Annotated in this window: 21 protein-coding genes, 4 tRNA genes and 1 riboswitch; of the genes, 8 read left to right on the forward strand and 17 right to left on the reverse strand. The window is 62.0% G+C overall.

Features of this window, described 5'->3' with window-relative positions:
* Window positions 1-35: 35 nt before the first annotated feature.
* The 9 genes from KVH01_RS11945 to uvrB form a co-directional block, all read right to left on the reverse strand.
* Entirely contained in the window at window positions 36-470 is a 435-nt protein-coding gene (locus KVH01_RS11945) for an acyl-CoA thioesterase (protein ID WP_217881593.1), read from the reverse strand.
* A gap of 38 nt (window positions 471-508) precedes the next feature.
* Complete coding sequence (locus KVH01_RS11950; protein WP_217881774.1) at window positions 509-1,339, reverse strand: alpha/beta hydrolase; 831 nt, start codon at window positions 1,337-1,339, stop codon at window positions 509-511.
* A gap of 14 nt (window positions 1,340-1,353) precedes the next feature.
* Window positions 1,354-1,893, reverse strand: a complete 540-nt coding sequence (locus tag KVH01_RS11955; protein WP_043051277.1) for a TetR/AcrR family transcriptional regulator — start codon at window positions 1,891-1,893, stop codon at window positions 1,354-1,356.
* A gap of 182 nt (window positions 1,894-2,075) precedes the next feature.
* A tRNA-Glu gene (locus KVH01_RS11960) sits at window positions 2,076-2,151 on the reverse strand.
* Between the two features lie 78 nt (window positions 2,152-2,229).
* Window positions 2,230-2,305: transfer RNA gene (locus tag KVH01_RS11965), tRNA-Ala, on the reverse strand.
* A gap of 50 nt (window positions 2,306-2,355) precedes the next feature.
* Window positions 2,356-2,431: transfer RNA gene (locus KVH01_RS11970), tRNA-Glu, on the reverse strand.
* Window positions 2,432-2,509: 78 nt separating this feature from the next.
* Window positions 2,510-2,585: transfer RNA gene (locus tag KVH01_RS11975), tRNA-Ala, on the reverse strand.
* A gap of 147 nt (window positions 2,586-2,732) precedes the next feature.
* Entirely contained in the window at window positions 2,733-4,214 is a 1,482-nt protein-coding gene (gene gltX, locus KVH01_RS11980) for a glutamate--tRNA ligase (protein WP_217881594.1), read from the reverse strand.
* A gap of 186 nt (window positions 4,215-4,400) precedes the next feature.
* The gene (gene uvrB / locus KVH01_RS11985; protein ID WP_217881595.1) at window positions 4,401-6,416 is read right to left on the reverse strand and encodes an excinuclease ABC subunit UvrB; all 2,016 of its coding nucleotides are present in this window, start codon (window positions 6,414-6,416) and stop codon (window positions 4,401-4,403) included.
* Window positions 6,417-6,759: 343 nt separating this feature from the next.
* On the opposite strand from uvrB, the gene KVH01_RS11990 reads away from it, so the two are divergent.
* Both KVH01_RS11990 and KVH01_RS11995 read left to right on the forward strand, forming a co-directional pair.
* On the forward strand, window positions 6,760-7,956 hold the full coding sequence (locus tag KVH01_RS11990) for an amino acid aminotransferase (RefSeq protein ID WP_043047517.1): 1,197 nt from the start codon (window positions 6,760-6,762) through the stop codon (window positions 7,954-7,956).
* A 98-nt stretch (window positions 7,957-8,054) separates the two neighbouring features.
* Entirely contained in the window at window positions 8,055-8,264 is a 210-nt protein-coding gene (locus KVH01_RS11995; RefSeq protein ID WP_043047518.1) for a hypothetical protein, read from the forward strand.
* Window positions 8,265-8,371: 107 nt separating this feature from the next.
* Here the strand turns inward: KVH01_RS11995 and ptrR are convergent, their stop codons facing one another.
* Entirely contained in the window at window positions 8,372-9,244 is an 873-nt protein-coding gene (gene ptrR / locus KVH01_RS12000; RefSeq protein WP_043047643.1) for a putrescine utilization regulator PtrR, read from the reverse strand.
* Between the two features lie 103 nt (window positions 9,245-9,347).
* Here ptrR and KVH01_RS12005 point away from each other — a divergent pair, with 103 nt between their 5' ends.
* Complete coding sequence (locus KVH01_RS12005) at window positions 9,348-10,739, forward strand: aldehyde dehydrogenase family protein (protein WP_217881596.1); 1,392 nt, start codon at window positions 9,348-9,350, stop codon at window positions 10,737-10,739.
* Window positions 10,740-10,789: 50 nt separating this feature from the next.
* Here the strand turns inward: KVH01_RS12005 and KVH01_RS12010 are convergent, their stop codons facing one another.
* A complete protein-coding gene (locus tag KVH01_RS12010; protein WP_043047520.1) occupies window positions 10,790-11,095 on the reverse strand; it encodes a protealysin inhibitor emfourin in 306 nt (101 codons plus the stop codon).
* 28 nt (window positions 11,096-11,123) lie between these two features.
* Window positions 11,124-12,185: a M4 family metallopeptidase gene (locus KVH01_RS12015; RefSeq protein WP_217881597.1), complete on the reverse strand. Its 1,062-nt coding sequence runs from the start codon at window positions 12,183-12,185 to the stop codon at window positions 11,124-11,126.
* 135 nt (window positions 12,186-12,320) lie between these two features.
* Here KVH01_RS12015 and KVH01_RS12020 point away from each other — a divergent pair, with 135 nt between their 5' ends.
* The 4 genes from KVH01_RS12020 (at window position 12,321) to KVH01_RS12035 (ending at window position 16,441) form a co-directional block, all read left to right on the forward strand.
* Complete coding sequence (locus tag KVH01_RS12020) at window positions 12,321-13,250, forward strand: DNA/RNA non-specific endonuclease (RefSeq protein ID WP_217881598.1); 930 nt, start codon at window positions 12,321-12,323, stop codon at window positions 13,248-13,250.
* A 120-nt stretch (window positions 13,251-13,370) separates the two neighbouring features.
* Window positions 13,371-13,564: riboswitch (cobalamin riboswitch) on the forward strand.
* Between the two features lie 104 nt (window positions 13,565-13,668).
* A complete protein-coding gene (locus KVH01_RS12025; protein WP_217881599.1) occupies window positions 13,669-14,679 on the forward strand; it encodes an ABC transporter substrate-binding protein in 1,011 nt (336 codons plus the stop codon).
* Complete coding sequence (locus tag KVH01_RS12030) at window positions 14,676-15,680, forward strand: FecCD family ABC transporter permease (RefSeq protein WP_217881600.1); 1,005 nt, start codon at window positions 14,676-14,678, stop codon at window positions 15,678-15,680. Before KVH01_RS12025 ends, KVH01_RS12030 begins: the two co-directional genes overlap by 4 nt.
* Window positions 15,677-16,441: an ABC transporter ATP-binding protein gene (locus tag KVH01_RS12035; protein WP_217881601.1), complete on the forward strand. Its 765-nt coding sequence runs from the start codon at window positions 15,677-15,679 to the stop codon at window positions 16,439-16,441. The genes KVH01_RS12030 and KVH01_RS12035 overlap by 4 nt, the downstream gene beginning before the upstream one ends.
* Window positions 16,442-16,594: 153 nt before the next feature.
* On the opposite strand, the gene KVH01_RS12040 is transcribed toward KVH01_RS12035, so the two are convergent.
* From KVH01_RS12040 to tspO, 4 genes are read right to left on the reverse strand one after another with little or no spacing between them, the layout of a single operon-like run.
* Window positions 16,595-17,086, reverse strand: a complete 492-nt coding sequence (locus tag KVH01_RS12040; RefSeq protein WP_217881602.1) for a GNAT family N-acetyltransferase — start codon at window positions 17,084-17,086, stop codon at window positions 16,595-16,597.
* The gene (locus KVH01_RS12045) at window positions 17,083-17,307 is read right to left on the reverse strand and encodes a hypothetical protein (RefSeq protein WP_217881603.1); all 225 of its coding nucleotides are present in this window, start codon (window positions 17,305-17,307) and stop codon (window positions 17,083-17,085) included. The genes KVH01_RS12040 and KVH01_RS12045 overlap by 4 nt, the downstream gene beginning before the upstream one ends.
* Before the next feature lie 35 nt (window positions 17,308-17,342).
* Window positions 17,343-18,296 (reverse strand): alpha/beta hydrolase, encoded by a 954-nt coding sequence (locus tag KVH01_RS12050; protein WP_217881604.1) that lies wholly within the window; start codon window positions 18,294-18,296, stop codon window positions 17,343-17,345.
* Complete coding sequence (gene tspO, locus KVH01_RS12055; RefSeq protein WP_217881605.1) at window positions 18,296-18,736, reverse strand: tryptophan-rich sensory protein TspO; 441 nt, start codon at window positions 18,734-18,736, stop codon at window positions 18,296-18,298. The genes KVH01_RS12050 and tspO overlap by 1 nt, the downstream gene beginning before the upstream one ends.
* A 175-nt stretch (window positions 18,737-18,911) precedes the next feature.
* Between tspO and chrA the strand changes: the two genes are divergently transcribed.
* The gene (gene chrA, locus KVH01_RS12060) at window positions 18,912-20,114 is read left to right on the forward strand and encodes a chromate efflux transporter (protein ID WP_217881606.1); all 1,203 of its coding nucleotides are present in this window, start codon (window positions 18,912-18,914) and stop codon (window positions 20,112-20,114) included.
* Window positions 20,115-20,204: 90 nt separating this feature from the next.
* Here chrA and KVH01_RS12065 read toward each other — a convergent pair whose 3' ends face one another.
* Window positions 20,205-20,783, reverse strand: coding sequence for a nucleotidyltransferase family protein (locus KVH01_RS12065; protein ID WP_217881607.1), 579 nt, complete (start codon window positions 20,781-20,783; stop codon window positions 20,205-20,207).
* Between the last annotated feature and the right edge of the window lie 185 nt (window positions 20,784-20,968).

Genomic DNA, 20,968 nt, shown 5'->3' on the forward strand with positions numbered 1-20,968 from the left:
CGTGGCGCAGTTTACTGGGTTTCCTGCGGCAACCGTTAACCCCCGGTCAGGGCGGGGCCATAACCTTCAATAAACTCGGCGGGCATACGCTTGGGCTTGCCGCTGGACAGCTCGATGCACACAAAGGTGGTTTGCGCACGCAGCAGGGTCGCGCCATCACGGGGGCGTACCAGCTGGAAACGACGGGTCATTTTCAGGCGCTGGTCCCAATCAACGATCCAGGTGGCCAGTTGCAACTCATCGCCTTCATAGCCGGCCGCCAGGTAATCGATCTCGTGGCGCACCACGGCCATGGCACGATCCAGGCGCCGGTATTCGGTGAGGTCCAGCCCCAGGCGCTGGGAATGGCGCCAGGCACAACGCTCCAGCCAGGCCACGTACACCGCGTTATTGGCGTGCCCGAGGCCGTCGATGTCCTCAGGCGCGACCTGCAGATCGATGATAAACGGCGTTGCCAGGTCCCAGCCCATGCCTTGCTCCAGTCGATTAATGTCGGCGGGGCAGTGTATCAGGCGATTTGCCGTTCCTGTAGGCGGCCAGCTAACAGCACGAGTACCGCATCGATCACCCTTGGGTCGGCCAGCACTTTCTGATGCCCGCCGGCCTCCAGACGCAACAGACGGCTGTCGAACCACGCCTCATGGATGGCTTGCGACGCCTTGACCGGCACGAAGGTGTCGTCTTCGGCATGCACGATCAGGCCGGGGATATTCATCTGGTAGTGAGCCACATCCAGGTGCTTGAGCGGCATGCCGAACGTCAATTCCACCTCCTGGATGAACGCCGCCCGCGCCCGCGCCGGCAAACCGACCATGTGGGTGAAACCGCGCAACACATCCAGAAAACGCGAGGGTGCGGCAATACTCACCAACGCCTCGGTACGCAGCCCCAGTTGCACCGCCAGCATCGCACTGGCGCCGCCCATGGAATGGCCGATTACCGCGTGCAGCGGCGGCAACTCGGCAGCGGCCTCGAGCATAGCGCGGGCAAACAGCAACACATGGGCTTCACGCCCCGGTGAACGGCCATGGGCGGGACCATCGAGGGCAATCACTGAATAACCGTTGTCCACCAACGCAGTGATCAAGCTGGCGAACTGCGTGGGCCGGCCTTCCCAGCCGTGCATCAACAACACCGCAGGGCCCTGGCCCCAGCGCAGGGCGGATAAGCCAAAGCGCAGAGTAATGCGCTCCGACTGCGCCAACAGCGGCAGCTCCCAGGCTCGTGGCGGCAGGTCACGCGGCGTCATGAACACACGTCGCATCCTGTTGGCCACGGTTTGCGGCGCCAGATGCCCCAGGGTGCCGTTGAAGCGACGAAGCCAGGTTAACGTGGCCATCATCCAGCCCTCTTCTAGCGTACGGCCGACTTGGCCGCGCGCAGCACACGGTCAGACAACTCACCCGGGCCAAGGGCACGGGCCAAAGCCAGGCCGCCGATCATCAGCGCCATATCCGCCAGGGCTTTGTCAGTATCCTCAGGGCTGGCGGCCAGCTGCGCAGCCATCAGTTCACAGTGCTCACTCAAGGCCTGGCGGAATTCATCGGGCAGGCGGCTCATCTCGCCCACCGTCGCCGGAATCGGGCAGGCCTGGGTGGTGGAGTCGCGGTGCTTGCGCGACAGATAAAACGCCGCCACCAGCGCCCTGCGCTCTTCACCGGTCAGTTGCGAATCAATGTCGTCAATGGACGCACGACGCTTGGCCAACAGCTGAGTGAACGCCTCGAGCATCAAGGCGTCCTTGCTTTCAAAGTGCGCATAGAAACCACCGACCGTCAGTCCCGCCGCACCCATGACTTCGCCCACGCTCGGCTCAGCCGGGCCGCGCTGGATCAACGCTGCGCTGGCAGCCTGCAAAATACGCTCGCGGGTCTGGGCTTTTTTATCGCTCATACTTGCCTCCGTCTCTCATGGGTTGAATATTATTACCATAATAATATTTGGCAAGCGACCGGCATGACCATTGGTCAGTACACAGGAATGGGATCAGGGAGAGGATTGGCCAAACGCCAGACAAACAAAAGGGCCATTCAATAATTGAATGACCCTTAAAAATCCCGCAGAGCGGGTAATCGTGGCGTCCCCTAGGGGACTCGAACCCCTGTTACCGCCGTGAAAGGGCGGTGTCCTAGGCCACTAGACGAAGGGGACACAAACCTTCTGTACATTGATCAGGGCTGAGTCCTGATCGATTCAAGGCCGGTGTGGCCAAACCTTGAACCTGTAAATTGGTGGAGCTAAACGGGATCGAACCGTTGACCTCTTGCATGCCATGCAAGCGCTCTCCCAGCTGAGCTATAGCCCCGGATTTTTCGCCTCGCGGCGCAGCAGACCTTGCGAGCTGCTTGTTGAAACTGGCGTCCCCTAGGGGACTCGAACCCCTGTTACCGCCGTGAAAGGGCGGTGTCCTAGGCCACTAGACGAAGGGGACAAAACCTTCTGTACAACTGATCAGGGCTGAGACCTGATCGATTCAAGGACGGTGTGGCCAGACCTTGAACCTGTAGATTGGTGGAGCTAAACGGGATCGAACCGTTGACCTCTTGCATGCCATGCAAGCGCTCTCCCAGCTGAGCTATAGCCCCTCATCGGTGAGGACGGGGCGAATCTTAATGGCGGTTTGGAAAGGTGTCAAATTTATTTTCAACATTTTCCAAAATTTTTTGCCGGGATAACAATCACTTACCGACAAAACCCCGGAAAACCGGGGTTTTGTCACTGCAACGGCCTGATTACGCGATGGCGCCCAGCAGTTTTTCCCATTCCTTGTTTTCTTTCTTCGACACACCACCAAGCAAATCAAGGGCTTGGCGCAGACGGAAACGGGTCAGGTCCGGCCCAAGGATTTCCATCGCATCGAGCACCGACACCGAACTGGCCTGCCCGGTGATCGCGGCAAACATCAGCGGCATGGCGTCGCGCAGTTTCAGCTCCAGGGATTCCACCACCGCCTGGATCGTCGCAGTGATCGCGTCCTTCTCCCACTGGCGCAGGCTTTCGAGCTTCCACAGGATCAACTGCATCAGTTGGCGAACCTGGTCAGCCGAAAGCTTCTTCGACTCAAACAGCTTGGCATCCGGGTTCACGCCCCCGGCGAAGAAGAAACTGGCCAACGGTGCGACCTGGCTGAAGGTCTCTACCCTGCCCTGCACCAATGGCGCGATCTTCATCATGTACTCAGGGTTCAATGCCCACTGCTGCACACGGCTGGCAAACTCTTCCACCGGCAGGTCACGCAGCCACTGGCCATTGAGCCACGACAGCTTCTCGATATCGAAGATCGGCCCGCCCAGGGACACGCGGGACAGGTCGAAGTTATCGACCATTTCCTGCAGCGAGAACTTCTCACGCTCGTCCGGCATCGACCAGCCCATGCGCCCCAGGTAGTTGAGCATCGCCTCAGGCATAAAGCCCATGCGCTCATAGAAGGTTACCGACGTCGGGTTCTTGCGCTTGGACAGCTTGCTTTTGTCCGGGTTACGCAGCAGCGGCATGTAGCACAGCTGCGGTTGTTCCCAGCCAAAGTACTCGTAGAGCAGGATCAGCTTCGGCGCCGAGGGCAGCCACTCTTCGCCGCGCAGTACGTGGGTGATGCCCATCAAGTGATCGTCGACCACGTTGGCCAGGAAGTACGTCGGCAGGCCGTCGGTCTTCATCAGCACCTGCATGTCCATGCGATCCCACGGGATCTCGACGTCGCCGCGCAGCATGTCCGGAACCACGCACACGCCCTCGCTCGGCACTTTCATGCGGATCACGTGAGGTTCGCCAGCCGCCAGGCGTGCGGCCACTTCTTCCTTGGACAGCAGCAAGGCACGGCCATCGTAGCGTGGGGTTTCGCCACGGGCCTGTTGCTCGGCGCGCATCTGGTCCAGCTCTTCGGCGGTGCAAAAGCACGGGAAGGCATGACCCATGTCGACCAGTTGCTGGGTGTACTGCTTGTAGATCTCGCTGCGCTCGCTCTGGCGGTACGGGCCGTGAGGGCCGCCGACGTCCGGGCCTTCGGCCCAGGTAATGCCCAACCAGCGCAGGGCGTCGAAAATCTGCTGCTCGGACTCACGGGTGGAGCGCAGTTGGTCGGTGTCTTCGATCCGCAGGATGAACTCACCGCCATGCTGCTTGGCAAAGCAGTAGTTGAACAAGGCGATGTAGGCAGTACCGACGTGGGGATCCCCAGTAGGCGATGGCGCAATGCGCGTGCGGACGGTGGTCATGGCAGGTCTCGAATGGGCGATAAAACTGAAAATTGAAGCAAGGGGCGAATGGTAACAGCCTGGGGGATTTCTGGAAAACCGCGGCGCGGCAATCGGGGGCAAGCCCCCTCCCACATTTGACCGAGTTCAAACATAACAGTGTGGGAGGGGGCTTGCCCCCGATGAGGCCAGTAAAGCCAGCGCAAATCAGACCGTCAGCAACCGCTCGCGCAACTTGCCAATCTCATCCCGCGTCTGCGCCGCCGCTTCAAACTCAAGATCCCGGGCCAACTGGTACATCTTCTCTTCCAACTGGCGGATGCGCTTGGTGATCTCACTCGGCGAGCGCAGTTCATTCTCGTACTTGGCGCTTTCCTCGGCGGCCTTGGCCATGCCCTTGCGCTTCTTGCTGCGCGAGCCGGGCACGGTGGCGCCTTCCATGATGTCGGCAACGTCCTTGAACACGCCTTTGGGGATGATGCCGTTTTCCAGGTTGAACGCGATCTGCTTGTCGCGACGCCGCTGGGTCTCGCCAATCGCCCGCTCCATGGAGCCGGTGATGCGGTCCGCGTAGAGAATCGCCCGGCCATTGAGGTTCCGCGCCGCCCGGCCGATGGTCTGGATCAGCGAGCGTTCGGAGCGCAGGAAGCCCTCCTTGTCCGCATCCAGAATCGCCACCAGCGACACTTCCGGCATGTCCAGGCCTTCGCGCAGCAGGTTGATCCCCACCAGCACATCGAAGGTACCCAGGCGCAGGTCGCGGATGATTTCCACACGCTCCACGGTATCGATATCCGAGTGCAGGTAGCGCACGCGCACGCCATGGTCGGCCAGGTAGTCGGTCAAGTCTTCGGACATACGCTTGGTCAGGGTGGTGACCAATACGCGCTCCTCCAGGGCGACACGCATGTTGATCTCCGAAAGCAAGTCATCGACCTGGGTCAGCGCCGGGCGAATTTCGATTTCCGGGTCCACCAGGCCAGTCGGACGCACCAGCTGCTCGATGACGCGGCCGGCATGCTCGGCCTCATAGTTACCGGGCGTGGCGGACACAAAGATGGTCTGCGGGCTGATGGCCTCCCATTCATCGAAGCGCATCGGTCGGTTGTCCAGTGCCGACGGCAGGCGGAAACCGTATTCCACCAGGGTCTCTTTACGCGAACGGTCGCCCTTATACATGGCGCCCACCTGCGGCACGCTGACGTGGGACTCGTCGATCACCAGCAAGGCGTCCGGCGGCAGGTAATCGTAGAGGGTTGGCGGCGGCGCACCGGACTCGCGACCCGAAAGGTAGCGCGAGTAGTTTTCGATGCCGTTGCAGTAGCCCAGCTCCAGGATCATCTCCAGGTCAAAGCGGGTGCGCTGCTCCAGGCGCTGGGCTTCCACCAGCTTGTTGTTGGAACGCAGGTATTCCAGGCGCTCTGCCAACTCGACCTTGATACCCTCGATGGCGCCCATCAGGGTTTCCCGCGGGGTCACATAGTGGCTTTTCGGATAGAAAGTGAAGCGTGGCAACTTGCGGATCACTTCGCCGGTCAACGGATCGAAGGCCGACAGGCTTTCGACTTCATCGTCGAACAGCTCGATGCGAATCGCTTCCAGGTCGGATTCCGCCGGGTAGATGTCGATCACATCGCCGCGCACCCGGAAGGTGGCGCGGGCGAAGTCCATGTCATTGCGGGTGTACTGCAGGCTCGCCAGGCGCCGCAGCAGTTCGCGCTGGTCGAGTTTGTCGCCACGGTCGACGTGCAGCACCATCTTCAGATAGGTTTCCGGGCTGCCCAGGCCGTAGATGCACGACACCGTGGTGACGATGATCGCGTCCTTGCGCTCCAGCAAAGCCTTGGTTGCCGACAGCCGCATTTGCTCGATATGGTCGTTGATCGATGCATCCTTCTCGATAAAGGTATCGGAGGACGGCACGTAGGCTTCGGGCTGGTAGTAGTCGTAGTAGGAAACGAAGTACTCCACCGCGTTGTTCGGGAAGAACGCCTTGAATTCGCCATACAGCTGCGCGGCCAAGGTCTTGTTCGGCGCCAGCACCAGGGTCGGGCGGTTGATCTGGGCGATGACGTTGGCGATGCTGAAGGTCTTGCCTGAACCGGTCACCCCAAGCAGCGTCTGATGGGACAGACCGGCCTCAATGCCTTCGACCATCAGGCGAATGGCTTCCGGTTGATCGCCGGCGGGTTCAAAACGGGTGACGAGCTGGAAATCCGACATAACGTACCTCGTGTAGTCACCCCAGACTCAACACCGCCAGGGACGAAATAGCTCAGCAACCCGCGATTAATCATCGCAGGTTGCAGGAAAAAACCATGATAGCTGTAGAAGTGGAGACGAATGTGATGGGTTTCAAGGCTATCGTCCTACATGACCTTTGCCTTCAATGTTGCAATAAGACTAACGGTCAACAAATAAACCGAAAAACATGGCCGAAAAGCCGTTTCGGTTGTCGCCCTAAGCGGTGATGGCCTCTATACTAGCTCCCCGTTTGTGCACCGCTCTAGTGCATTCGGCTGGAGCGCGACACGTCCCTCCCTTCCCCCATAGAGCTGCCGCAAAAATGAGCCTGTTTTCCGCTGTCGAAATGGCACCACGCGATCCAATCCTGGGCCTCAACGAAGCATTCAACGCCGACACACGAACCACCAAGGTCAACCTTGGCGTGGGCGTTTACTGCAACGAGGAGGGGAAAATTCCACTCTTGCGTGCCGTTGCCGAAGCGGAAGCCATTCGCGTGGCGCAACACGCCGCCCGAGGCTACTTGCCGATCGACGGCATCGTGGCCTACGACCAGGCGGTGCAAAAGCTGTTGTTTGGCGCTGAATCCCCCCTGCTCAGCGCTGGCCGCGTGATCACCGCCCAAGCGGTAGGCGGCACTGGTGCGTTGAAAATCGGCGCCGACTTCCTCAAGCAATTGCTGCCCAATGCCGTGGTCGCCATCAGCGACCCGAGCTGGGAAAACCACCAGGCGCTGTTCGAAAAAGCCGGTTTCCCGGTGCAAACCTACCGCTACTACGACGCTGCCACCCACGACGTCAACCGTGCCGGCCTGCTCGAAGACCTCAACGCCCTGCCGCCACAGTCCATCGTGGTGCTGCACGCCTGCTGCCATAACCCGACCGGCGTCGACCTGAGCCCGGCCGACTGGCAAAACGTGCTGGAGGTGGTCAAGGCCAAGAACCTGGTGCCGTTCCTCGACATGGCCTACCAGGGCTTCGGCGATGGCATCCACGAAGACGCCGCTGCCGTACGTCTGTTCGCTGAATCGGGCCTGACGTTCTTTGTGTCCAGCTCGTTCTCCAAGTCGTTCTCCCTGTACGGCGAGCGCGTGGGCGCGCTGTCGATTGTCAGCGAGTCCAAGGAAGAAAGCGCGCGCATCCTGTCCCAGGTCAAGCGTGTGATCCGCACCAACTACTCCAACCCGCCGACCCACGGCGCGGCCATCGTTGCAGCTGTGCTGAACAATCCTGAACTGCGTGCCCAGTGGGAAGCCGAGCTGGCTGAAATGCGCTTGCGCATCCGCGGCATGCGCGAACAGATGGTGGCTGAGCTGGCCAAGGCGGCTCCAGGTCATGATTTCAGCTTCGTCGGTCGCCAGCGTGGGATGTTCTCCTACTCCGGCCTGACCGTTGAGCAAGTCACCCGCCTGCGCACCGAGTTTGGCATCTATGCACTGGATACCGGGCGTATCTGTGTGGCGGCGCTGAACCAGTCGAACATTGGTGCGGTCACACAAGCAATCGTTCAGGTGCTGTAAACCTGCTGGCGTTGCACAGAAGGGGAAGCCATGGCTTCCCCTTTTTTGTGTCCAGCCCCTAGACTGAACCTTGACCGCCCCTTTGCTGTGAGAGCCCTATGAGAAACGACGACCTGGACCTGCGTGCCGACCGTGACGAATTGCACGACTACGCCCCACGTGCGCCGCAAGCCAAACGCCAGAAGAGCCTGGTGCTGCAAGTGGCGCTGGGGGTGTTCCTCGGTGGTTTGGCGTTGTGGCTGGTGCAACTGGGTGCGACGGCGATCATGGCCAAATTGGCCATGGGCACCTTCCAATTCGGCGGCTGATGAAGAACAAAATGTGGGAGGGGGCTTGCTCCCGATTGCAGTGGGTCAGCTGGGCATAAGCTGACTGACACACCGCTATCGGGAGCAAGCCCCCTCCCACATTTGATCTAGGATGCTGGCAGATTGCGTTCTTCCAGCAGTTTTACGAAACTGTTCAGGCTCTGTGACACAGTGCCCCGCCGCCAGATCAGCCAGGTATTGAGGATGCGGAATGTGTCACTGAGCGGCCACACACTCACCGCCGCACACCCCGGCATACTCTCAAGCATGCTGCGCGGCATCAGCGCCAGCCCGGCCCCGGCGCTGACACATGCCAACATGCCGTGGTAGGACTCGATCTCGAAGATCTTGCCCGGCATCGCGCCATCCTGTGAGAACCAGCGCTCGAAGTGGTGCCGGTACGAACAGTTGGAGCGAAACGTATAGATGTTTTCGCCAGTTACATCCTGCCCACGGGTGATCGGAGCGTGATGCAGCGGCGCAATCACCACCATCTCCTCTTCGAACACCGCCACGCCTTCCAGGGTGGAATGCAGCACCGGTCCATCAACGAAAGCCGCAGTCAGCCGCCCGGACAACACGCCTTCGATCATGGTGCCTGACGGCCCCGTGCTCAGGTCCAGCTCGACCTTGGTGTACTGCTGGTTATACGCCGCCAGCAAAGCGGGGATACGCACCGCCGCCGTGCTCTCCAGGGAGCCCAGGGCGAACGCACCTTGGGGCTCCTCCCCCGCCACCGTAGCGCGGGCCTCTTGCACCAGGTCGAGAATACGCCGCGTATAACCGAGGAAATTCCAACCGGCCGGGGACAGGCGCAAACGGCTCTTCTCGCGGATAAACAACTCCACGCCCAGGTCCTGTTCCAACTGCTTGATGCGCGTGGTGAGGTTTGACGGCACCCGATGAATCAGCTGCGCGGCAGCGCTGATGCTGCCTTGCTCGGCAACGGCCTTGAAAATTTCCAGCTGCACCAGATCCACTTCATTCTCCAATCGTGAACGTATTGCTTAATATTATTCAGTTTCCAGAAAAGATACAGCCCCGTACGCTGACCCCAATCCACTTATTCAGCCGGACGGTGCCATGAACGCAATAACCCACCAGACCCACGCCATATCGATCAACCCCGCCAACGGCGAAACAGTCGCCAGCTACGCCTATGAAACCGCAGCACAGTTGGACACAGCCCTCACCCGTTCGGCCAGCGCGTTCCGCACTTGGCGCGGCCAGCCGGTCAGCCAGCGCGCAGAATTGCTGCTGGCCCTGGCCGCCGCCTTGCGCGGGCAAGCCGAAGCCATGGCGCAAATGATCACCCTGGAAATGGGCAAGCCCATCGCCCAGGCCCGCGCCGAGATCGAAAAATGCGCCCAACTCAGCGAATGGTACGCCGCCCACGGCCCGGCCATGCTCACCCCGGAGCCGACACTGGTGGACAACGGCAGCGCCCGGATCGAATACCGCCCGCTGGGCCCGATCCTCGCGGTGATGCCGTGGAACTTCCCGGTCTGGCAGGTGCTGCGCGGCGCCGTGCCGACCTTGCTTGCCGGCAACACCTACGTGCTCAAACACGCGCCGAACGTGATGGGCAGCGCCTACCTGATCCAGCAAGCGTTGCGCACAGCCGGATTCGCTGAAGGCGTGTTCGAAGTGATCAACGTGACCCAGGACGGCGTGTCCAGCGCCATTGCCGACCCGCGCATCGCCGCCGTGACCCTCACCGGCAGCGTGCGCGCCGGTATCGCCATCGGTTCCCAGGCCGGGGCCGCGCTGAAGAAATGCGTGCTGGAACTGGGCGGCTCCGACCCGTTTATCGTGCTCAACGACGCCGACCTCGACGCCGCCGTGCAAGCCGCCGTGATCGGCCGCTTCCAGAACAGCGGCCAAGTCTGCGCCGCCGCCAAGCGCCTGATCATCGAAGCCGGTGTGGTTGAAGCCTTCACCGCCAAATTCCTGGAAGCCAGCCGTGCCCTGGTGATGGGCGAGCCGACCTCGACCACTACCTATATCGGCCCCATGGCCCGCTTCGACCTGCGCGACGAACTGCACGGCCAGGTCCAGGCGACCCTGGAGGAAGGCGCGACCCTGCTGCTGGGCGGCAACAAAGTCCCAGGCGCGGGCAACTACTATGAACCGACCGTATTGGCCGACGTCACCGACCAGATGACCTCGTTCAAACAGGAATTGTTTGGCCCCGTGGCGTCGATCATCACCGCCCGCGATGCCGAGCATGCCGTGGCCCTGGCCAATGACAGCGAGTTTGGCCTCACCGCCAGCATCTTCACCACCGACTCAGCCAAGGCCCGCGATATTGCCGACCAATTGGACACAGGCGGGATATTCGTCAACGCGTTCAGCGTGTCGGACCCTCGGGTGGCGTTTGGCGGCGTGAAGAAAAGCGGCTTCGGCCGCGAGCTGTCGCACTTCGGCGTACGCGAGTTCTGCAATGCGCAGACAGTGTGGCTGGATCGCAAATAGCCAGACAGGGGCGACTGCGCTGGCTGCGCAGCACAAACCCCAGTCCTGCATCAACTGCGGATGTGCCGTCGCACGCATTGCACCAACCCTTCCAGCGCCTGCGACTTCACCGGCGCGAGCACACAGACCGTGTGCTCGCGCTCGCCCTCCACCACTGTCAGGGTGTAGTGCACTCGGCCGGGGTTACCGGCTTCGGGCACGGTGCTTTGTGGCAACTGAAAAAAATCCGCAGCTTCGATCAGTTGCCGCAATTCCTGCTGGTCCGGCTCGGGTAGCTTCTCCAGCTCTACCGTACGCGGCTTGGCCAGCCCCGGAAAAAACGCCGGCCCACCGCTTTCCTTGATTGAGATTCGCATGGCTGTTCCTCGCCGCCCAAGCGGCTGGTCAAACATTGATGCCCACGGCTTTCCACCCCTCCTTGACCGCTTTCTGTTCATCCTTGTTCGCACCGTAAAGACGCCCGGCCACATCATAGGTAATACGCGCAAAACGCAGGAACCCCGAGTTCGGTCGCAGCCGCGCATCCCGCAGTGCGTCATACCAGATGCGCCCTGCACGCTCCCAGGCGAACCCGCCGATCTTGGTCGCCACCTGATAGAAGGCGTGGTTGGGAATGCCGGAATTGATATGCACCCCGCCATTGTCCTCGTATGTCTGTACAAAATCATCCATGTGACCCGGCTGCGGGTCCTTGCCCAGCAGCTTGTCATCAAACGCAGTGCCTGGCGCTTTCATCGAGCGCAGGGCGGTGCCCTTGATCTTTTTGGTAAACAGCCCTTTGCCAATCAGCCAATCAGCCTCCTGGGCGGTTTGCTTCAACGCATACTGCTTGATCAGTGAACCGAACACGTCGGACAGCGACTCGTTCAACGCGCCGGACTGGTTGAAGTACATCAGCTTGGCCTCATCCTCGGTAACGCCATGGGCCAACTCATGGCCAATCACGTCGAGCGCCACGGTGAAGCGGTTGAACAGTTGCTGGTCACCGTCGCCGAAGACCATCTGGCTCGAATTCCAGAACGCGTTGTTATAGTCCTGGCCGAAGTGCACCGTAGCGTCCAGGGCCATGCCGGCATCGTCGATGGAGTTGCGGTCGAACACCTGGTCAAAAAAATCGAAGGTGGCGCCCAAGCCGTCATAGGCTTCGTCCACCGCGGCATCGCCACTGGCCGGTTGCCCTTCGCCGCGGATCAGCTTGCCAGGCAGGCTGTCGGTGTTTTCGGCGCTGTAGATCGAGCGCTGTTTCTCGGCGCCCATGGCCAACGCCATGCGGGCTGGGCCCTTGGCGGGTACCGCGACCATGCGCAACGAGCGGAACGTGCTGTCCTTGGCGCGAGTGCGTAATGCGACTTCCCGCTGGGCTTTATCCCCGTGGCGGGCGATCTGGTCGAGCATGTACGGGGGGATCAGACAGAAAATCGGGTTGCGCGGCTGGCGAACACACATAAGCTGGCTCCTTTTTGGCGTGTGATGAACGTCCGGGTAGCGGTTTCAGGATAGCCCTGTGTTCGCCACCTGGGCCAAATTGTCATGAGTTTGTGTTGCAGTGGTGTTTATCCGAGGCCCATAAGGAACATGCCCATGCCCGCCCGCACAGCCAAAATCGACCTTTCCCACCGCCCTAGGCTTGCCGACCTGCGCCCATTGGTCGCGCTCAGCCCCACCCTGCTGGAAGCCAGAGCCGCGACGCCGCGCGTCACCGCGGCCAAGGACCTCAAAAACCGTGCTGGCTATGCCGACGACTTCCTTAACGACTTCGTGGTGCCATGGCCCAAGGTCGGCGAGCCACTGTCGAGCGACGTGCAACCCAAGCGCCTGGACTACACGCATTTCTCCATCACTATGTCGCGTTCCCGACGACTGGCGCTGTACGTGGGGGTGAATATCGACGGTTCAAAGCATGTGGACATCACGCGCAGCAACGACACTTGGGCCTACGATGGTCGCCTGCCCCTGGATGCGCAGGTAGGTGAAGACCTCTACGCCGGCAATGGCCTGGACCGCGGCCACCTGGTGCGGCGCCAGGACCCCAACTGGGGCGACGAGGCCAACACTGCCAACTTCGACACCTTCCATTTCACCAACTGCTCGCCGCAAATGAGTGGTTTCAACCAGAAGACCTGGCTGGAACTCGAAGACTACATCCTGGACAATACCCAGCGCTGGAAAGCCCGGGCCACGGTGTTTACCGGCCCGGTATTCGCCGATGACGACCGGGTTTACCGTGGGGTGAAAATCCCCAAGGCATTCTGGAAAGTCGTGGCTTACCTCAGCGACGACGGCAAACCCTCCGCCAGCGCCTACATGATCGACCAAAGCCGTGAGCTGGGGCAGCTCGACCTGGTGTTCGGCCAGCTTCGCACCTACCAGCGCAGCGTGATCCAGATCGAGCAACTGACCGGCATCCGCTTCGCCAACCTGGCCGACTATGACGGGTTCAGCAATGAAGAACGTGCCACGGGCACGCGCATCGAGGCGCTGATCCGTGGGCCCCAAGACATACGACTCTGACCCATTCCTCTGTAGGAACGAGCTTGCTCGCGAAGCACCTGAGAGCGCTGCGGAGCATCAGGCTGCCCGCGTTATCGTTGACGACCTTCGCGAGCAAGCTCGCTCCTACAGGGCGTGATCGACTACCATACCGCCGCCGGTTCCCGTATGGGACTAACAGGGAATTCGAAACGCCGCCCGCGACGTCAATCGAAACTGCCCCCGCAACTGTAGGTGCCGAGCCTGCTCCCCACTGCCACTGGACCCTGTCCGGGAAGGCGGGAGCAAGGTGACGACGCATCAGTCAGGAGACCTGCCGGCCCAGCAAAACCACTAACCGGCGGGGTGTCCGGGAAGGACATCCTTGCCTGCCTGACCGGCAGCGTTCAAGGCTGTATTTCCGAGCCGTACCGCCCCTGCTGCACTCGGAGATCTCCCCATGCTGCCACGCGTTACCGCCCTGATCGCAGGCTTGGGTGCCTGTGCAATGGCCCAGGCCACGCCCACCCATTACCCGCTGAGCCTGGAAAACTGCGGCAGTACCCTGACCTTCCAGCACCCGCCTGCACGCAGCGTAACCATCGGCCAGGCCGCCACCGAGATGCTCTATGCCTTGGGCGTGGGCGATAAAGTGGTTGGCACTTCGCTGTGGTTCAACAACGTGTTGGCGCAGTACAAGGCACAGGACGCCACCATCGAGCGCCTGGCCAACAACGAGCCGAGCTTCGAAGCGGTGATCGCCAAGCGCCCGCAACTGGTGGCCGCCGAACTGGAATGGGTGGTGGGGCCCCAAGGCGTGGTCGGCACCCGCGAGCAATTCCATGAGCTGCAGATCCCCACCTACCTGCTGCCCTCGGATTGCGAAGGCAAGGACAACCTGGTGGGTGCCGACGGCACGCGGCTGGAGCCGTTCCGCATCGACACGATTTATAAAAGCATCCGCCAACTGGCGCAGATTTTCGACGTCCAGGATCGCGGCCAGCAGCTCAACGATGAACTGCAGGCGCGCCTGGCCAAGTCCATCGCCACCGCGCAAGGCAAAGGCTTGAAGCAAGCCAGCGCGCTGGTGTGGTTCTCCAGCGCCGAAATGGCCAGCGATCCCTACGTGGCCGGGCACAAGGGTATTCCGCAGTTCATGTTGCAAACCCTCGGCCTGCGCAATGTGGTGCAGTCCGATGAAGAATGGCCCGCCGTCGGCTGGGAAACCATTGCCAAGGCCAACCCGACGTTCCTGGTGATCGCACGCATGGATCGGCGCCGCTACCCCGCCGACGACCACGAGAAGAAACTCGCCTTCCTGCGCAGCGACCCGGTGACCCGCAACATGGACGCGGTGAAACACAACCGCATCATCATCCTCGATGCCCTGGCGCTGCAGGCCAGCCTGCGCACCTTCGATGGCCTGGAACAACTGGCCGCCGCGATCGACGGCTATGACCTGCCGAAATGATGCGTACGCTGCTCGCCCTCACACTGCTGTTGCTCGCCCTGCTCGCCGGCGTGGCCATCGGCGAAACGGCCATCTCGCCACAGGTGGTGCTCCAGGTGCTCGCCAACAAACTGTGGGCCGCGGGCTTCGTGCTCGACCCCATCGATGAAGGCGTGGTGTGGAACTATCGCCTGACCCGCGCCCTGGTGGCCGCTGCCTGCGGTGCGGGGTTGGCGACCTGTGGCGTGATCCTGCAATCGTTGCTGCGTAACCCGCTGGCTGATCCTTACTTGCTCGGCATCAGCGCCGGCGCGTCGACCGGCGCGGTCCTCGTTGCCTTGATCGGCGTCGGCGGCGGGCTGGTATCGCTGTCGGCGGGGGCGTTTGCAGGGGCGATGGCGGCGTTTGCGCTGGTGATCCTGCTGGCGCGGGCCAGTGGCTCGTCCAGCGGCACCGGGCAGATCATCCTCGCGGGCATCGCCGGCTCGCAATTGTTCAATGCCTTGACCGCGTTCCTGATCACCAAGTCGGCCAGCTCCGAGCAAGCCCGCGGCATTATGTTCTGGCTGCTGGGCAACCTCAGCGGCGTGCGTTGGCCGTCGGTGTGGCTGGCGGTGCCGGTGGCGATCGTTGGGCTGGCGGTGTGCCTGTGGCATCGTCGCGCATTGGATGCCTTTACCTTCGGCAGCGACTCGGCGGCGTCCCTGGGCATCCCGGTGCGCCGCGTGCAATTTGTGCTGGTGGCCTGCGCTGCGCTGGTGACGGCAGTGATGGTGTCCATCGTCGGCTCCATCGGTTTTGTCGGCCTGGTGATTCCCCATGCGGTGCGCCTGCTGCTGGGCACCGGGCATTCGCGGTTGCTGCCGGCGAGCGCTCTTGGTGGCGCGTTGTTCTTGATCGCCGCCGATGTGCTGTCGCGCACCTTGATCAAGGGCCAGGTGATTCCCGTAGGTGTGGTCACGGCGTTGGTGGGTGCACCGGTATTTGCGCTGATCCTGATTGGCCGCAGGAACGCGCGATGAGTGTGCTCAGTTGCACCGGCCTGGGTTTCAAGGTGCGAGACGCTGAGTTGCTGCGCGATATTCACCTGGACGTGCAGCAAGGGGAAACCCTCGGCATCGTCGGGCCCAACGGCTCGGGCAAATCCACCCTGCTCAAATTGCTCGCTGGCTTGCGCGCCCCGGCCAGTGGTGAAGTACGCCTGGGCGCCAAGCGCCTGGGTGAGCTGTCGCGCCGCGCCATCGCGCAACAGCTGGCGGTGGTTGAACAGCAGGCCGACACCGACGATGCCATCCGCGTGTTCGACGCCGTGGCCCTGGGCCGCACGCCATGGCTGTCGGCGCTGAGCCCGTGGTCCAGCGAAGACGACGCCATCGTCCGCCAGGCCCTGCACGACGTAGACGCCACCCACCTTGGCCACCGCGCCTGGCGCAGCCTCTCCGGCGGCGAACGCCAACGCGTACACATCGCCCGCGCCCTGGCGCAAAGACCGCGGATTCTGTTGCTGGATGAGCCGACCAATCACCTGGATATCCAGCATCAACTGGCGATCTTGAAAGGCGTGCAAGGCTTGCCGGTGACCACCTTGATTGCCCTGCATGACCTGAACCAGGCACTGACCTGTGATCGCCTGGCCGTGCTGGATCGCGGGCGATTGGTGGCGTTGGGCACGCCGTTGGAAGTGCTGACGCCGGAGCGCCTGCAAGAGACCTTCGGGGTACAGGGGCATTACCTCACGGACCCATTCGACGGTGCGCAAATCCTGCGCCTGCGCCCTACCTGACAGACCTGGGCCAAATGTGGGAGGGGGCTTGCTCCCGATGAGGGAGTGTCAATGAATACACCTGGGGCTGACCCACCGCCATCTGGGGCAAGCCCCCTCACACATTTTTGACCCAGGGGTGTCAGCCAGGCCGCCGCCCCTGCCACATTTGATCTACAGAGGCCGGTGCATATGGGTGGTCTGCCATACCGGATCAGCTTCCACATCCACCACCTCGAATCCTTGCCGGATCCAGAAATCAATCGCCCCCGGCAGAAACGGATGGGTATGCAGGTAAACCACTTCCACCCCGTCCGCCCGCGCCAGCGCTTCCAGCGAACGGTATAGCTCACCCGCCAGACCGCAGCGACGAAATGCCGGATGTACGTACAGGCGCACCACCTCCACTGTCTTGCAGCCCTGGTAGTTCAACTGTGCAAAGCGGCCGTCGTACGGCAGGTAACCCACCGCCGCAACGATCTGGCCTTCGGCACGAGCAATCAGAAACTGCCCGTCGCCCTGCAGGTAAATGGCTTCGAACTGCGCCAGGTCATCCGGTATCCCGGTTGCGCTGAGCTTTGGGAACAGTTCATCACGGGCCTGCAACGCGAAGCTGAGCACTTCGGGCAGATCAGCCGGGGTGGCGACCTGGATTTTCGGCCTCATACCACCTCAATCCGGGTGATTCCCACCACCTGCGCCTGCTCGAGGATCTCCTCCGGCGTTGCATCCGCGGCAGGCATGATCAGGCCGTTTTCCGCGTCGCCGAAATGCAACGCCAGCAAATGCAGCGCCGCCTCATGCACAGGTAATTCAGGCTGCTTGAGGTCGAAGCTGTGAGTGCGAGGCTCATCATTGAAAAGATAGTTCAGGGTGTAAGCACGCATGCGGGAATCCTTGTAAGGGGAGAAGGCGCAACTGATTAACCTGACTCAGCGTTCAGCTTTTTAGTTCCCACCTGATGCAGATGCTGCGTTATCCATTTGCGACTGTAGGCCAACACGTTGCCTGCCATCGCCAGCGGAAAATGAATGAAACCATGGGCCGCCTCCGGCAGCAGGTGCGCTTCTGCCCCGCCCCAGCGCTCGGCGATCAGCAGCGTGTCGTCTTTGAGCGGGTCCAACTCGCCCACGAACATCAGCGCTGGCGGCAACCCTGCAAAATCCCCGTACAACGGTGACAACGGCGGCTGCCGGCGCGCCTCGTCGGTGATGCCCGGCGTCAGCAGGCGCAGCGCCTCGACCATGCCCGGCCCGTCCAGCAACAAGGTGTCCGGCCCCGCCGTGCGCACGCTTGGCGTGCCGGTCAAGTCATAGACGCCGTAATACAACACCGCGCCGCTTACCCGTTCGAGCAACTCGGGCCATTGCTTGAGCGCCAGCAAGGTGGCCGCCGCCAAGTGACCACCGGCCGACTCGCCGACGAAGAACACCGGCAAGTCGGCAAACTCCGGACAATCCCCCAGGAGCCAGCGTGCAGCGACCAGGCAGTCTTCCAGCAATCCTTCTATCGGCGTGTCCACCGCCAGCCGATAATCCACCGACACCACCGCCACGCCGCAGGCGTTGACCATGCCGAGGTTGAGGTCGTCATCCATCTGCGCATTGCCAATCACCCAGCCACCCCCGTGGATATCCAACACCACGCCTTTGGGCGTGCCACTGGGCCGCAGGATGCGCACCGGCACCGAGCCCACCTTTTTGCGCTCTACCACGGGCGCCTTTTTCAACGTTTGACTGACGCGCAACAACGCCTGGATCAGACGCGGGGTGACGCGGTTGCGGATTTTAAAGCGCGGCATCCACCCAAGCTTCTGATTGAAGCGGCGCATCTGGGCCAGTTCAGGCTCGCTGGCCGGCCAATGTTGGTAGGTCATCAGCGGTTGTTCCGCAGGATCGAGAAGTTCAACGCCGCGGCTACACACAACCAGGCGAGGTAAGGGAACAGGATCAAACCGGTGATCAGGTCCAGGCGCACGGCCAGCACCACCATCGCCGCCACGGTGAGCCACAGCAGCGCGATAATCACCATCCCGGCCAGCAGTCGGTGGGCGCCGAAGAACACCGGTGTCCACAAGGTATTCAGGGCAATCTGCGCTGCCCACAGCGCCAGCACCATTTGGCTGCCGGGGATCAGGCTCAAGCGGTAGCCGGCCCAGGCCAGCAGCAGGTAGATGATTGTCCATGCCACCGGGAACAGCCAGTTGGGCGGCGTGAAGCTGGGCTTGACCAGGGATTCGTACCAGGCGCCGGGCTTGAAGATCACGCCGGTGCTGGCGGCGGCGGCGCAGGCCAGGAGGAAAATAAAGAAGGTCATGGTCGGTCCTTGAGGTCGAGTGATATAGAAAGCAACGCTATGCTTGAGTGACTCAAACACCTGCGCATAAATTCAATGCATTCGCCAAAAAATACCCTCTCTTCTGCACGTCATGAAAATTGGGTAGGGTCTGCAAAATGCCGGCGATGCCTACCCTACAGCAGAGAGCCTGACCTTGGCCAAGTCCACTACCGATCACCCTGACAGCCCCTGGTCGGTGTTCCTGATCTTCCTGCGCCTGGGCCTGACCTCCTTCGGCGGGCCGATTGCGCACCTGGGCTATTTCCGCGAGGCGTTCGTCACTCGGCGGCAGTGGTTGAGCGAGCGCAGCTACGCCGAACTGGTCGCCTTGTGCCAGTTCCTCCCCGGCCCGGCCAGCAGCCAGGTCGGCATTGCCCTGGGCTTGTCCCGCGCAGGCTACGGCGGCGCCGCAGCGGCCTGGGCCGGGTTTACCTTGCCGTCGGCCATCGCCTTGATTCTCTTTGCCGTCGGCCTTTCGCACTACGGCACCGCCATCCCCGGCGGCGCCTTGCATGGCCTCAAGGTCGTCGCCGTGGCCGTCGTCGCCCAGGCCGTATGGGGCATGGCGCGCAACCTGTGCCGAGGGGCCGTGAAGCTCACGCTGATGCTGATCGCCGCGTGCATCGTGCTGCTGGCGCCGTCCGCCTGGAGCCAGGTCGGGGTGATCGCCGCCGCAGGCGTGGCCGGCCTGCTGTTGTTCAAGCCCCAAACCCATACCGAGCCCGACACCCTGCCCATCGCCATCAGCCGCCGCGCCGGGGCCATGTGGCTGGTGCTGTTCGTGGTGCTATTGGTGGGCTTGCCAGTCCTGGCCGACGGGCTACCCACCCCCTCCCTCGCCCTGGTGGACGCCTTCTACCGCACCGGCGCCCTGGTGTTCGGCGGCGGCCACGTGGTGCTGCCGCTGCTGCAAGCCGAAGTGGTACCGCCGCAGTGGGTGAGCAATGACGTATTCCTCGCCGGCTACGGCGCCACCCAAGCCGTGCCCGGCCCGCTGTTCACCTTCGCCGCCTTCCTCGGCGCCTCGATGACCCACGCCCCCAGCGGTTGGCTCGGCGGCATGATCGCCCTGCTGGCAATCTTCGCCCCGTCGTTCCTGCTGATCTGCGGTGCCTTGCCTTTCTGGGCCAGCCTGCGCACAAACCCACGCACCCAGGCCGTCCTGGCCGGGGTGAATGCAGCGGTGGTCGGGCTGTTGCTGGCGGCGCTGTACCGGCCGGTGTGGACCAGCGCGATTTTCAACGGGTATGACTTTGCCCTGGCCGTGCTCGCACTGGTCGCGCTGATGGCCTGGAAACTGCCGCCTTGGCTGGTGGTGATAGGTTGCGGCGTACTGGGCACGTTACTGGACTTGTAGGAGCGAGCTTGCTCGCGAAAAACGTCAACGATAACGCGTGCTTCCTGAATGAGCGCGGCGCCTGTAGGTTTTTCGCGAGCAAGCTCGCTCCTACAGCATTGGGGCTAAGCCCGGCTCGACGATCCTGAGCCAAGGCCAGCGCGCCTGATAACTTCTGGCCTTGTGCAAAAACAGCTGCGGTTCGGAATGCAGTGGGTTGATGCGCAGCACGCCCTGCTCCACATCCTCCAGCCCATAGGGTGCATACACCTCGCCGGTGGTGATATCCAACGCGATGCAAGTGCCCGCCACCAGGTAACGGTCGACCCCCTGCCTGGCCGAATGCAATTGCGGATAGGGCCGGCCGAATCGCTCAGGGTACCAAAGGTGCACCCGCGCCTGATTCCTGACCTCCACATTCACCCCCAGGTCCTGGAAGAGCCCCTGCGCCGCACGAATCACCGCATCCTCCGCCTCGTAGGACAGGTCGGTGTCGAAGTAAAAAACATCGTAGTCCTTCACGCCCTGATCAGCCGGCAGATTCGCCTGATGATTCCACACCGCCTGGAACAGACAACCCGCCGTGAGCATGCACTGCTGCACCCCAAGGTCCGGCAGGCGCGCCGTGATCTGGGCATTAATCGGGTTAGCCATGGCCAATTCGAGCAAGGTGTCGACAGTCAATGTCATATTCAATCCTCCATAGTCTGGCGCAACCATACCACCCCAACATGTCACGCCCGTAGGAGCGAGCTTGCTCGCGAAAATGCCAAGCCACGCCGTGCGACGATTCTGCTTATCCCTACCTTTAGTCGGATATTTCTGAGGGTACTGACGCAACGGCTAGCCTTCAGCCTAGCGTAAGGGATAACGCT

The sequence above is a fragment of the Pseudomonas khavaziana genome (genome assembly GCF_019145205.1).
In the GTDB taxonomy this organism is placed as follows: domain Bacteria; phylum Pseudomonadota; class Gammaproteobacteria; order Pseudomonadales; family Pseudomonadaceae; genus Aquipseudomonas; species Aquipseudomonas khavaziana.

Excerpts from the sequence above, each read along its gene's own strand:
- KVH01_RS11945 (WP_217881593.1), bottom strand. The coding sequence starts at position 470 with ATGGGCTGGGACCTGGCAACGCCGTTTATCATCGATCTGCAGGTCGCG.
- KVH01_RS11950 (WP_217881774.1), bottom strand. The coding sequence starts at position 1,339 with ATGGCCACGTTAACCTGGCTTCGTCGCTTCAACGGCACCCTGGGGCAT.
- KVH01_RS11955 (WP_043051277.1), bottom strand. The coding sequence starts at position 1,893 with ATGAGCGATAAAAAAGCCCAGACCCGCGAGCGTATTTTGCAGGCTGCC.
- gltX (WP_217881594.1), bottom strand. The coding sequence starts at position 4,214 with ATGACCACCGTCCGCACGCGCATTGCGCCATCGCCTACTGGGGATCCC.
- uvrB (WP_217881595.1), bottom strand. The coding sequence starts at position 6,416 with ATGTCGGATTTCCAGCTCGTCACCCGTTTTGAACCCGCCGGCGATCAA.
- KVH01_RS11990 (WP_043047517.1), top strand. The coding sequence starts at position 6,760 with ATGAGCCTGTTTTCCGCTGTCGAAATGGCACCACGCGATCCAATCCTG.
- KVH01_RS11995 (WP_043047518.1), top strand. The coding sequence starts at position 8,055 with ATGAGAAACGACGACCTGGACCTGCGTGCCGACCGTGACGAATTGCAC.
- KVH01_RS12005 (WP_217881596.1), top strand. The coding sequence starts at position 9,348 with ATGAACGCAATAACCCACCAGACCCACGCCATATCGATCAACCCCGCC.
- KVH01_RS12010 (WP_043047520.1), bottom strand. The coding sequence starts at position 11,095 with ATGCGAATCTCAATCAAGGAAAGCGGTGGGCCGGCGTTTTTTCCGGGG.
- KVH01_RS12015 (WP_217881597.1), bottom strand. The coding sequence starts at position 12,185 with ATGTGTGTTCGCCAGCCGCGCAACCCGATTTTCTGTCTGATCCCCCCG.
- KVH01_RS12020 (WP_217881598.1), top strand. The coding sequence starts at position 12,321 with ATGCCCGCCCGCACAGCCAAAATCGACCTTTCCCACCGCCCTAGGCTT.
- KVH01_RS12025 (WP_217881599.1), top strand. The coding sequence starts at position 13,669 with ATGCTGCCACGCGTTACCGCCCTGATCGCAGGCTTGGGTGCCTGTGCA.
- KVH01_RS12030 (WP_217881600.1), top strand. The coding sequence starts at position 14,676 with ATGATGCGTACGCTGCTCGCCCTCACACTGCTGTTGCTCGCCCTGCTC.
- KVH01_RS12035 (WP_217881601.1), top strand. The coding sequence starts at position 15,677 with ATGAGTGTGCTCAGTTGCACCGGCCTGGGTTTCAAGGTGCGAGACGCT.
- KVH01_RS12040 (WP_217881602.1), bottom strand. The coding sequence starts at position 17,086 with ATGAGGCCGAAAATCCAGGTCGCCACCCCGGCTGATCTGCCCGAAGTG.
- KVH01_RS12045 (WP_217881603.1), bottom strand. The coding sequence starts at position 17,307 with ATGCGTGCTTACACCCTGAACTATCTTTTCAATGATGAGCCTCGCACT.
- KVH01_RS12050 (WP_217881604.1), bottom strand. The coding sequence starts at position 18,296 with ATGACCTACCAACATTGGCCGGCCAGCGAGCCTGAACTGGCCCAGATG.
- tspO (WP_217881605.1), bottom strand. The coding sequence starts at position 18,736 with ATGACCTTCTTTATTTTCCTCCTGGCCTGCGCCGCCGCCGCCAGCACC.
- KVH01_RS12065 (WP_217881607.1), bottom strand. The coding sequence starts at position 20,783 with ATGACATTGACTGTCGACACCTTGCTCGAATTGGCCATGGCTAACCCG.